Raw genomic sequence first — 11,878 nt, forward strand, 5'->3', positions numbered from 1 at the left:
GCGACCCTCTCCCCGACCTGGGGCATCTACTCCGGCTACGAACTCGCCGAGCACACCCCCCTGCGCGCGGGCAGCGAGGAATACCTCGACTCCGAGAAGTACCAGCTCAAAACCCGCGACTGGGACAGCGACGACTCCCTCGCCCCGCTCATCACCCAGCTCAACACCATCCGGCGTCGCCATCCCGCCCTCCAGCGGCTCCGCGACATCCGCTTTCACGCGACCGACAACGCCGAGGTCATCGCCTACAGCAAGCGCGCCGGTGACGACACGGTTCTGGTGGTCGTGAACCTCGACCCGCACCACACCCAGGAGGCCACGGTCTCGTTGGACATGCCGCAACTCGGCCTGGAATGGCACGAGTCCCTGTCCGTGCACGACGAACTGACGGGTGAGACCTACCGCTGGGGCAATGACAACTATGTGCGCCTGGAGCCCGGCCGGGCACCCGCGCACGTGTTCCAGGTCCGCAGGTCGGCGCCACAGATCGGAGGGTCCCCAGAGTGACTGTCAACGAGCCCGTCCACGACACCTTCGAGGACACTCCGGTGAAGGACCGGGATCCCGACTGGTTCAAACGCGCTGTCTTCTATGAGGTGTTGGTCCGCTCCTTCCAGGACAGCAACGGCGACGGCGTCGGCGACCTCAAGGGGCTGACCGCCAAGCTGGACTACCTCCAGTGGCTCGGTGTCGACTGTCTCTGGCTGCCGCCGTTCTTCAAGTCGCCTCTCAGGGACGGCGGTTACGACGTCTCCGACTACACCGCCGTCCTTCCGGAGTTCGGTGACCTCGCCGACTTCGTGGAGTTCGTCGACGCCGCCCACCAACGCGGCATGCGCGTCATCATCGACTTCGTCATGAACCACACCAGCGACCAGCACCCGTGGTTCCAGGAGTCCCGCGCCAACCCCGACGGCCCCTACGGCGACTACTACATGTGGGCCGACGACGACAAGCAGTACGACGAGGCCCGGATCATCTTCGTGGACACCGAGGTCTCCAACTGGACCCACGACCCGGTCCGCGGCCAGTACTTCTTCCACCGCTTCTTCTCCCACCAGCCGGACCTCAACTACGAGAACCCGGCGGTCCAGGAGGAGATCCTGGCCGCGCTCCGCTTCTGGCTGGACCTCGGCATCGACGGCTTCCGTCTCGACGCCGTCCCCTATCTCTATGCGGCGGAGGGCACCAACTGCGAGAACCTGCCCGCCAGTCATGCGTTCCTGAAGCGGGTGCGCCGCGAGATCGACGCGATGTATCCGGACACCGTGCTGCTGGCTGAAGCGAACCAGTGGCCGGAGGACGTGGTCGACTACTTCGGCGAGTACGCCGGTGGTGGCGACGAGTGTCACATGGCGTTCCACTTCCCCGTCATGCCCCGCATCTTCATGGCGGTCCGCCGCGAGTCGCGCTACCCGGTCTCGGAGATCCTCGCCAAGACCCCGGCGATCCCCTCCAACTGCCAGTGGGGCATCTTCCTCAGGAACCACGACGAGCTCACCCTCGAAATGGTCACCGACGAGGAACGCGACTACATGTGGGCCGAGTACGCCAAGGACCCACGGATGCGCGCCAACATCGGCATCCGCCGCCGCCTCGCCCCCCTCCTCGACAACGACCGCAACCAGATCGAACTCTTCACCGCCCTGCTGCTGTCCCTGCCCGGATCGCCGATCCTCTACTACGGCGACGAGATCGGCATGGGCGACAACATCTGGCTCGGCGACCGCGACGCCGTACGCACCCCCATGCAGTGGACACCCGACCGCAACGCGGGCTTCTCCACGGCCGATCCGGGACGCCTCAGCCTGCCGATCATCATGGACCCCGTCTACGGGCATCAGGTCACCAACGTCGAGGCGTCCATGGCGTCCCCGGCCTCCCTGCTGCACTGGACCCGCCGGATGATCGAGATCCGCAAGCAGAACCCCGCGTTCGGCCTCGGCACCTTCACCGAACTCCCGTCGTCCAACCCGGCGGTGCTGGCCTTCCTCCGCGAGTACGAGGACGACCTGGTGCTGTGTGTCCACAACTTCTCCCGGTTCGCACAGCCCACCGAGCTGGACCTCCGGGAGTTCGACGGCCGGCACCCGGTCGAGCTGTTCGGCGGGGTCCGCTTCCCGGCCATCGGTGAACTGCCGTACCTGCTGACGCTCGGCGGACACGGCTTCTACTGGTTCCGGCTCTCCCGAGTCGCATCCCGCATCGGCCGACGCCTTTGAGCGTGCCGACGAAAGGACGCGTCACCATGCCGAAGACCGCATCCCTCAGCCCCGGACCGGCGCTCGCGACCGGTCTCATGGACTCGCTCGACGGGCTCCTGCGCCAGTGGCTGCCCCGGCAGCGCTGGTTCGCGGGCAAGGACCGGCCCGTGATCGAACTCGGTCTGCTGTCCATGACCGAGCTGTTCCCGGGCTGTCTGCATCTGCTGGTCCACACCGGTCACGGCGGCGTGCCCGCGCCCGGCACCGCCCCGGCGGGCGACTGCTACCAACTGCTGCTCGGCGTGCGCAAACACCTCTCCCCGCGTCTCGGCCGCGCCCTCATCGGCCGCGCGGAGCAGGGCCCGCTGGCCGGTCTCACGGTGTACGACGCCCTGCACGAGCCGCGTTCGGCGCAGCTCCTCCTGGAGCGGCTGCGGCACCCCGGTACCGCCGGCCCCCTTCGCTTCGAGCGCGATCCCTCGGTGCCGGTGCCCACCGGGCTGCCGCCGCGGCTGCTGGAGGCCGAGCAGTCCAACTCCTCGCTGGTGTACGGCGACGAGTTCATCCTGAAGGTCTTCCGCCGGATCCAGCCCGGGGTCAATCCGGACCTTGAGGTGCCGGTAGCGCTGGCCGGGCAGGGCTGTCGCCGGGTGCCCGCGCCCGTGGCCTGGTTCCGGACCACGTTCCCGCACGGGGCGACGCTCGGTGTGCTCCAGCCGTATCTGCGGGACGCGTCCGACGGCTGGGCGCTGGCCCTGCGCGCCCTCGCCTCCGGGGAGGACTTCACCGCGCAGGCGCACGAGTTGGGGCGGGCCATGGCGGAGGTACACCTGGCGCTGGCCGCCGCGCTCCCCGTGGACGGCGGCCTCCACGGAGACGGCGGCTTGCACGCAGACGACGGCCTCCACGGGGACAACGGCTCCACGGCAGCCGCGATGGCCGAGCGGCTGGACTCCGCCGCGCACAGCGTGCCCGCGCTGCGGCCGTTCGTGCCCGGTCTGCGCGGCGCCTTCGGAGCGCTGGCCGGCTGCGACGCCGGGCCGCCCGCGCAGCGCGTCCACGGTGATCTGCATCTGGGGCAGGTGCTGCGGGCGGGGCGGGAGTGGTTCGTCATCGACTTCGAGGGCGAGCCGTCCCGTCCGCTGGCCGAGCGCAGGACCGCGCAGTCGCCGGTGCGGGACATCGCGGGCATGCTGCGCTCCTTCGACTACGCGGCCCGGCAGCGCCGCCCGTGGCGACCGGAGTGGGCGCGCCGTTGCCGGGAAGCCTTCTGCGGGGGTTATGCCGCCCTCGCCGGCTGGGATCCACGCAAGAAGCACGGGCTGCTGCGCGCGTACGAGACCGACCGGGCCGTCTACGAAGTCCTGTACGAGGCACGACACCGCCCCGACTGGCTGCCCGTGCCGATGGCGGCGATCGAGCGCCTCGCCGTGAGAGGAGACTGAGCCGTGGCCCTGCGCGACACCTCGCTTCCCGAGCCGTCCGGACCAACGGACCGGTGTGCCGGGGCCCCGCCGCTCGACCCCGCCGAGCGGTCCAGGCTGCTCGCGGGCGCCCACCACGACCCGCACGCGCTGCTCGGCGCGCATCCGGTCGCGGACGGCATCATGTTCCAGGCGCTGCGCCCGTTCGCCCGCGCGGTGGCCGTCGTGGTCGACGGCGAGCGCAGACAGCTGGCCTCGGAGGGCGACGGGCTCTTCTCCGGTGTGCTGCCGCTCCCCGCGATCCCCGACTACACCCTGCTGGTGTCGTACGCGGACGGCGAGCAGGAGGTGCACGACCCGTACCGTTTCCTGCCCGCGCTCGGCGAGACCGACCTCCATCTGATCCGCGAGGGACGCCACGAGCAGCTGTGGACGGCACTCGGCGCCGAGCCGATGACCCACGAGGGCGTGACCGGCACCCGGTTCTCGGTGTGGGCGCCGAACGCCCAAGGGGTCCGGGTCGCCGGGGAGTTCACCTTCTGGGACGGCCAGGCCTTCCCGATGCGCTCGCTCGGCTCGTCCGGCGTCTGGGAGCTGTTCCTGCCGGGGATCGGCGAGGGCGCCCGCTACAAGTTCGAGATCACCGCCCGGAACGGCGACCGGTTCCTGAAGTCCGACCCGATGGCCCGCGGCACCGAGGTGCCGCCCGCGACCGCATCCGTCGTGACCGCCTCGCACCACGAGTGGAGCGACCAGGAGTGGATGGCCGGGCGCGGTGAACTTCCGGTGCACGAGGCGCCGTTCTCGGTGTACGAGATCCATCTGCCGTCCTGGCGCAAGGGGCTGACCTACCGTCAGCTGGCCGAGGAGCTGCCCGCCTACGTCAAGGACCTGGGCTTCACCCACGTCGAGCTGATGCCGGTAGCCGAGCACCCCTTCGGCGGTTCCTGGGGCTACCAGGTCACCGGTTTCTACGCGCCGACCTCCCGGCTCGGCACCCCCGACGACTTCAAGTACCTCATCGACGCCCTCCACCAGGCAGGGATCGGTGTGATCCTGGACTGGGTCCCGGCCCATTTCCCCAAGGACGACTGGGCGTTGGCGCGCTTCGACGGGGAACCGCTGTACGAGCCGGGCGACTGGCGGCGGGCCGAGCACCCGGACTGGGGGACGTACGAGTTCGACTTCGGGCGCGTCGAGGTGCGCAACTTCCTGGTCGCCAACGCCGTGTACTGGTGCGAGGAGTTCCACATCGACGGCCTGCGGGTCGACGCGGTCGCCTCGATGCTCTACCTCGACTACTCGCGGGACTCCGGGCAGTGGACCCCCAATGTGTTCGGGGGCCGGGAGGATCTGGACGCGGTCGCCTTCCTCCAGGAGATGAACGCCACCGTGTACCGCAGGGCACCGGGTGTCGTGACGATCGCCGAGGAGTCGACCGCCTGGGGCGGGGTGACCCGGCCGACGGACGGCGGGGGCCTGGGTTTCGGGCTGAAGTGGAACATGGGCTGGATGCACGACTCGCTGGACTACATGGCCCACGAACCCGTGCACCGCAAATACCACCACCACGAGATGACGTTCTCCATGGTCTACGCCTACAGCGAGAACTACGTCCTGCCGATCTCCCACGACGAAGTCGTCCACGGCAAACGCTCACTGGTCTCGAAAATGCCCGGCGACTGGTGGCAGCAACGCGCCAACCTCCGCGCCTACCTCGCCTTCATGTGGGCCCACCCCGGCAAACAACTCCTCTTCATGGGCCAGGAATTCGCCCAAGGCGCCGAATGGTCCGAGACACACGGCCCCGACTGGTGGCTCCTCGACCCCGCCTACGGCGCCGAACCCGACCACCGAGGCATCCGCGACCTCGTCCGCGACCTCAACACCGTCTACCGCACCACCCCCGCCCTCTGGCAACGCGACACCGACCCCTCCGGCTTCCAGTGGGTGCTCGGGGACGCGGCCGAGGACAACGTCTTCGCCTTCCTGAGGTACGACGCCGAGGGGAGTCCGCTCCTCGCGGTCTCCAACCTCTCCCCCGTCGTCCGGCACGACTACCCCCTCGGTGTGCCCGGCGACGTTCCCGCCTGGCGGGAGGTCCTCAACACCGACGCGGGCCGGTACGGCGGCGGCGACGTCGTGGCGCCCGATCCGGTCAAGGCGCTCGACGGCGTCGTACGCCCGACCCTGCCGCCGCTCGCCACGGTCTGGCTGACGCCCGTGTGATCAGCCGTCGCCTGGGCAGTCGGGGCGTACGAACATCGTCGTCTCGGCAGAAGGGCGGCTCACGTGCGCACCGTCGGAGTGGAGGAGGAACTCCTCCTGGTCGACCCGGAGAGCGGGGAACCGCAGGCGTTGTCCGCCGCGGTGCTCGCCCGGGCCGCGCAGGACGCGGCGGACCAGGATGTCTTCGAGAAGGAACTGCACAACCAGATGGTGGAGTTCGCCACCCACCCGCAGTCGCGGATGGACGAGCTCCACACGGAGATCGTGCGCTGTCGCAAGGAGGCCGCCCGGCATGCCGAGGAGAGCGGCTGTGCCGTCGCCGCCCTGGCCACCTCGCCGCTGCCCGTCAGCCCGTCCGTCGGCGTCGGGCGCCGCTACTGGTGGATGGCGGAGCAGTACGGCATGGCCACCCAGGAGCAGCTCGTCATGGGCTGCCATGTACATGTGTCCGTCGAGTCCGACGACGAGGCGGTCGCCGTCGTCGACCGGATCCAGCCCTGGCTGACCGTGCTCGCCGCGCTGAGCGCCAACTCGCCGTTCTGGCAGGGCAAGGACTCCGGCTACAGCAGCTACCGCAGCCAGGTGTGGCAGCGCTGGCCGTCGGCCGGTCCGACCGAGCCGTTCCGGTCGGCGGAGCGGTACCACCGGCGGGTCGCGGACATGGTGGCGACCGGGGCCGTCCTGGACGAGGGGATGATCTACTTCGACGCCCGGCTGTCCCGGAACTACCCGACGGTGGAGATCCGGGTCTCGGACGTCTGTCTGCACGCGGACACCGCCGTACTGCTGGCCACCCTCGCCCGCGGGCTGGTGGAGACGGCCGCGCGCGAGTGGCGGGCGGAGCGGGAGCCGGTGACGCACAGTGTGAGCCTGCTGCGGCTGGCGGCCTGGCAGGCGGCCCGCTCCGGACTGTCGCAGGAGCTGCTGCACCCCGCGACGATGCACCGTGTGCCCGCCGAGACGGTGGTGCGGGCCCTCCTGGACCATGTCGAGGACGCGCTCGGCGAAGCCGGTGACCTGGACCGGGCCCGGGAGTCCTGCGCCGGGCTGCTGCGGCACGGCGACGGCGCCCGGGTGCAGCGCGCGCTGCTGGAGCGCACGGGGAGTCTGCGGGAGGTGGTCACCGAGTGCGTACGCCGGACCCAGACCTGACTCCGTCACCCGTGCTCCCGCGCAGATCACGGGTGACCGTCTACTTACGTATTCCAGGTACCTGTTGCTGCCGGCTGGGCTAGATTCGAGCACCGCGCATGACCGAAATCGTCGGCGCGGTCACAGTCCGTACACGTCAGGAGCCAGCGCATGCGCGACTTCGCCCTCGCTCCCCGGACCCTCTCGCGCTCCAGCGGTGGTCTGGCCGACAGCGTCTTCGAGAGGGCGGAGCTCGAACCCACCCTGCCCGTCCTCGCCCGCCGGCCGGAGGGCTCCCGGGCCGGGTGGCAGGAGGTCACCGCCGTGGAGCTGCGGGACGAGGTGGTGGACCTCGCGAAGGGGCTGGTCGCGTCCGGGATCTCGCCCGGTCACCGCGTCGCGATCATGGCGCGGACCCGGTACGAGTGGACGGTTCTCAGCTACGCGCTGTGGGCGGTCGGCGCCGAGGTCGTGCCGATCTACCCGACGTCGTCGCGCGACCAGGTCGAGTGGATCCTGCGGGACGCCTCCTGTGTCGGGGTCGTCGTCGAGGACGAGCAGGCGGTGATGACGGTCGGCTCGGTGTGCGCCGGGCTGCCCCGGCTGCGCCACGTGTGGCAGCTGGACGCGGGGGCGCTGGAGGAGCTGACGGAGCGCGGCGAGGCGATCCCGCTGGCCACGGTCGAGTCGCTGCGCCGGATCGTGCTGCCGGACTCCACCGCCGTCGTCGCCTACACCTCCGGCACCACGGGCCGTCCGATGGGCTGCGCGCTCAGTCACCGCGGTCTGGCGAGCCCCTGCGACACCCTGATCGAGGGCTGGCGCCACATCACGGCACCGCCGGGACAGCAGCCCTCGGTCCTCGCCTTCCTGCCGTTCTCCCATGTGTACGGCCTCATGATCCAGGGCCTGTGCATCCGCGGCGGCCTGGTCATGGCCCACGAGCCGGACCTGGGCGAGGAGGCGCTGGCGGCGTCCTTGCAGTCCTTCCGTCCGACCTACTTCTACGCCGTCCCCTCGGTCTTCGAGAAGATCTACAAGAACTTCCTGCGGGCCGCTCAGCAGTCGGGCCGCGGTGCCCTGTTCGAGCGGGCCGCCGACACCGCCCGGGACTTCGCGCTGGCCTGCGAGCGGCAGCGGCTGGGCGAGGGCCCCGGCCCCGGGTTCGACCTGCGGCTCCAGCACGCCCTGTACGAACGGACGGTGTACCGCAGGCTCCGGGCCGCGCTGGGCGGGCGGGCCCGCCGGGCCACCTCGGGCGGCTCCCCCCTCAACCGTGAGCTCTCCCTGTTCTACGAGGGCATCGGCCTCTATGTGAACGACGGCTACGGCCTCACCGAGACCAGCGGCGGGGTCACCATGCAGCCGCTGGGCCGCGAGAAGTCCGGCACCGTCGGCCGAGCGCTGCCGGGCGTCGACCTCCGGGTGGCGGACGACGGGGAGATCCTGGTGCGCGGTCCGTCGGTGTTCCAGGGCTACGTCAACGACGAGGCCGCGTCCCGGGCCGCGCTGTACGGCGGCTGGCTGACCACCGGGGACCTGGGGCGGCTGGACGCCGACGGCTATCTGACGATCACCGGGCGCAAGAAGGACATCATCGTCACCACCAGCGGCAAGAGCGTGGCGCCGACCGCCCTGGAGCAGCGGCTGAGGATGCATCCCCTCGTCCACCAGGCGGTCGTGGTCGGTGACAACCGGCCCTGTGTGGGCGCCCTGCTCACCCTGGACCCGGTGTTCCTGGCGCACTGGCGCGGGGTGCTGATGGCCCAGCAGGACCCCTCGGTGCGGGAGGCCCGGGAGGAGAACGCGCTCCGCGAGGAGATCGCCCGCGCGGTGGCCGCGGCGAACAGCACGGTCTCGCGCGCGGAGTCGATCCGGGTGTTCCGGGTCCTGGCGGAGCCCTTCGACCTGGCCAACGGCCTGCTGACGCCGTCGATGAAACTGCGCAGGGACGAGATCGTCCGCCGGTACGCGCTCGAGATCGACGGGATGTACCAGGCGCGCTCGGCCGGCAGCGGGCGTGGGCCCACGGAGGACTTGCTGAGCTGGGACGACTCGGACAACGTATTCAGATGAGTGATCGTCTCCGGACCGCGCTCCGGGCCGCCGGGGACGATTGAGCCGCGTGCCGCCGGGAACACGGCTCAGTGGTGAAGTGAGAGAGAAAGACAGCCCTGCTGTCGCCGGGCCGCGAGAACGGCCCGGCGACCGAACCGCGTGGGGAGAGGCCCTGACTTCCGAGGCGATCCCGAGCCGTACCACCCGTTTCGCGGGCGAACCGCACTGCGTGACGGGTGCGCGGCTCGCCGCTGAGGAATTCCTGTGCGATCTCGGCACGGCCGTGCCGCCCGCGAGTCCCGAGCACTGGGACGACATCCTGCTGGTCGTGACGGAGCTCGCCGCCAACGCCGTCCAGTACGCGCCGGGTCCGTTCGCGCTGCGGATGCGCCGGACCTTCGACGGGGTGCATGTGACCCTGCGCGACACGAACCCGACGCCGCCCGCCCCCCGTTCCTTCGATCCGCGCACCGGGGGCGGTGGCATCGGCTGGCATCTGATCCACGCGCTGTGCGACCAGGTCAGTGTGGTGCCGGACGAGCGCGGCAAGGACGTGCACGTCTTCCTGCCGTGGTGAGCGTCCGGGGCCCGGTCAGGCCGGGGCGGCGAGCCGCAGGTAGTAGGCGCCGACCGCGGTGAGGTAGCGCGGGTCCCTGGTCTCGCTGTCGGTCCGGAAGCGCGGGGCCGCCTTCACCTCGGCCCCGGTGCAGGCCAGCGTGATCCGGCCGGCCTCGGGGTCGACGCCGGTGACGACCCCCACCGGCACCAGGACGCTCCTGCCGAACACCCAGACGCCGGTGTCGACGACGAGATGCCGCAGTCCGTCGGAGTCGGCCTGCCGGTCCACCCGGCCGACGGTGCCGTCGCTCGCGACGACACTGAAGCCGGTCAGGTCCTGTCCCTCGACGTGTCCGCTGTCCGCCGCGTACGACCAGATTCTGTCGGTGGTCACGCTGCTCCTTCCCTCCCGAGCGCCGCACGGGCCCCGGCCGTCCGCTCCAGCCGGGCCCACAGCACCAGATACCCGTCTGCCGCACGCGCATTCGGCGACCGGCCCACCGACAAGCGGTGTCACCGGGTCCGGTCCGCGCACCTCCTTCACCTTTCTCCCGGTGCACTTTCAGGCCGGGGCGGGCATGGTGGTCCTCGACGCGTTTCGTCGTGCCCGCGCGGGCACACGAAGGGCGTCGAGGCAGACCGCCTGGAGCCGCAGAGAGGGATGAACACCGTGACACGACCCAGGATCCTGGTGGTCGGCGCCGGCTTCGCCGGCGTCGAGTGCGTTCGCCGTCTGGAGCGGAAGCTCTCCCCGGACGAAGCCGACGTCGCGCTGGTGACGCCGTTCGCCTACCAGCTCTATCTTCCGCTGCTGCCCCAGGTCGCCTCCGGCGTGCTGACGCCCCAGTCGATCGCGGTGTCCCTGCGCCGCAGCAAGCGGTACCGCACCCGGATCATCCCGGGCGGCGCGATCGGCGTGGACCTCAAGGCGAAGGTCTGCGTCATCCGCACCATCACCGACCAGATCGTCGACGAGCCGTACGACTACATCGTGCTGGCTCCCGGCAGCGTCACCCGCACCTTCGACATCCCCGGTCTCACCGACCACGCGTTCGGCATGAAGACCCTCGCCGAGGCCGCCTACGTCCGCGACCACGTCATCTCCCAGCTGGACCTCGCCGACGCCAGCCAGGACGACGCCGAGCGCGCCGCGCGGCTCCAGTTCGTGGTGGTCGGCGGCGGCTACGCGGGCACCGAGACCGCGGCCTGCCTCCAGAAACTGACCCACGCCGCCGTGCGGCGCTATCCGCGCATCGACCCGGCGCTCATCAAGTGGCACCTGATCGACATCGCCCCGAAGCTGATGCCCGAGCTGGGCGACAAGCTGGGCAGCAGCGCCCAGGAGGTGCTGCGCAAGCGGGGCATCGACATCTCCCTCGGGGTCTCGATCGAGAAGGCGGGCCCGGAGGAGGTCACCTTCACCGACGGGCGGGTGATCCCCACCCGGACCCTGATCTGGACCGCCGGTGTGGTGGCGAGCCCGCTGATCGCGACGCTGGGCGCGGACACGGTCCGGGGCCGGCTCGCGGTCGCCGCGGAGATGAACCTGCCCGGCCACGACGGGGTCTTCGCGCTCGGTGACGCCGCCGCGGTGCCCGACAAGGCCAAGGACCAGGAGGACGCGATCTGCCCGCCGACCGCGCAGCACGCCATGCGCCAGGGCAGGCACGTCGCCGACAACGTCATCTCCACCCTGCGCGGCCGGCCGCTGAAGCCGTACGTCCACAAGGACCTCGGTCTGGTCGTCGACCTCGGCGGCAAGGACGCGGTGTCCAAGCCGCTCGGCATCGAACTGCGGGGCGTGCCCGCCCAGGCCGTGGCGCGCGGCTACCACTGGTCGGCGCTGCGCACCAACGTGGCCAAGACGCGGGTGATGACGAACTGGGTGCTCAACGCCATCGCGGGCGACGATTTCGTCCGCACCGGCTTCCAGGCCCGCAAGCCCGCCAAGCTGAAGGACTTCGAGTACACGCACGCGTACCTGACGCCGGAGCAGGTCGCGGCCCATGTCGACGGATCTCAGCGCCAGGACCGATGAGTTCCGCCGGCTCCTTGTGCCGGGTCAGTGGCGAGGACGGACGAGTTCCTGGGACTCGGCAATAGGACGGCAGTACTTCTTCTCGGTCGAGGGGAATCAGCTCACGTGGCCCGTCACGGCCCCGGCCGGCCTGACCCTGTCCGGGCCATGGCCACGCCGACCCTTCGGTGGCCCGCACCCTCGCGGAGACCAGGGCGACGAGACATCACCCCGCCGTGCCATGCTGGACCGGATCA

General features: G+C 70.7%; 9 protein-coding genes and 1 pseudogene. 8 read left to right on the forward strand and 2 right to left on the reverse strand.

Annotated features, from left to right (window positions below; translation table 11 throughout):
* The 7 genes from G3I78_RS04015 to G3I78_RS04045 all read left to right on the forward strand — a co-directional run.
* A partial coding sequence (locus tag G3I78_RS04015; protein ID WP_164421378.1) for an alpha-glucosidase C-terminal domain-containing protein occupies positions 1-507 on the forward strand: 507 nt, incomplete at its 5' end.
* Positions 504-2,222, forward strand: a complete 1,719-nt coding sequence (gene treS, locus G3I78_RS04020) for a maltose alpha-D-glucosyltransferase (RefSeq protein WP_164421379.1) — start codon at positions 504-506, stop codon at positions 2,220-2,222. The genes G3I78_RS04015 and treS, both read left to right, overlap by 4 nt.
* Positions 2,223-2,248: 26 nt before the next feature.
* A complete protein-coding gene (locus tag G3I78_RS04025; protein WP_164421380.1) occupies positions 2,249-3,649 on the forward strand; it encodes a maltokinase in 1,401 nt (466 codons plus the stop codon).
* A 3-nt stretch (positions 3,650-3,652) separates the two neighbouring features.
* Entirely contained in the window at positions 3,653-5,857 is a 2,205-nt protein-coding gene (glgB, locus tag G3I78_RS04030) for a 1,4-alpha-glucan branching enzyme (protein WP_164421381.1), read from the forward strand.
* Between the two features lie 63 nt (positions 5,858-5,920).
* On the forward strand, positions 5,921-7,009 hold the full coding sequence (locus G3I78_RS04035) for a glutamate--cysteine ligase (protein WP_164421382.1): 1,089 nt from the start codon (positions 5,921-5,923) through the stop codon (positions 7,007-7,009).
* 150 nt (positions 7,010-7,159) lie between these two features.
* Positions 7,160-9,064 (forward strand): AMP-dependent synthetase/ligase, encoded by a 1,905-nt coding sequence (locus tag G3I78_RS04040; RefSeq protein WP_164421383.1) that lies wholly within the window; start codon positions 7,160-7,162, stop codon positions 9,062-9,064.
* A gap of 211 nt (positions 9,065-9,275) precedes the next feature.
* Complete coding sequence (locus G3I78_RS04045) at positions 9,276-9,623, forward strand: ATP-binding protein (protein ID WP_164422083.1); 348 nt, start codon at positions 9,276-9,278, stop codon at positions 9,621-9,623.
* Positions 9,624-9,638: 15 nt separating this feature from the next.
* On the opposite strand, the gene G3I78_RS04050 is transcribed toward G3I78_RS04045, so the two are convergent.
* On the reverse strand, positions 9,639-9,998 hold the full coding sequence (locus G3I78_RS04050) for a PRC-barrel domain-containing protein (RefSeq protein WP_164421384.1): 360 nt from the start codon (positions 9,996-9,998) through the stop codon (positions 9,639-9,641).
* Between the two features lie 267 nt (positions 9,999-10,265).
* Between G3I78_RS04050 and G3I78_RS04055 the strand changes: the two genes are divergently transcribed.
* On the forward strand, positions 10,266-11,642 hold the full coding sequence (locus G3I78_RS04055; RefSeq protein ID WP_164421385.1) for an NAD(P)/FAD-dependent oxidoreductase: 1,377 nt from the start codon (positions 10,266-10,268) through the stop codon (positions 11,640-11,642).
* Between the two features lie 10 nt (positions 11,643-11,652).
* Here G3I78_RS04055 and G3I78_RS53095 read toward each other — a convergent pair.
* A pseudogene (locus G3I78_RS53095) lies at positions 11,653-11,759 on the reverse strand (DUF4287 domain-containing protein); the annotation flags it as partial.
* Between the last annotated feature and the right edge of the window lie 119 nt (positions 11,760-11,878).

Source organism: Streptomyces sp. SID13726 (assembly GCF_010548375.1).
Taxonomy (GTDB): Bacteria; Actinomycetota; Actinomycetes; order Streptomycetales; family Streptomycetaceae; genus Streptomyces.

Coding starts and splice junctions, on each gene's coding strand:
- G3I78_RS04040 (WP_164421383.1), top strand. CDS start 7,160: ATGCGCGACTTCGCCCTCGCTCCCCGGACCCTCTCGCGCTCCAGCGGT.
- G3I78_RS04055 (WP_164421385.1), top strand. CDS start 10,266: ATGAACACCGTGACACGACCCAGGATCCTGGTGGTCGGCGCCGGCTTC.
- G3I78_RS04025 (WP_164421380.1), top strand. CDS start 2,249: ATGCCGAAGACCGCATCCCTCAGCCCCGGACCGGCGCTCGCGACCGGT.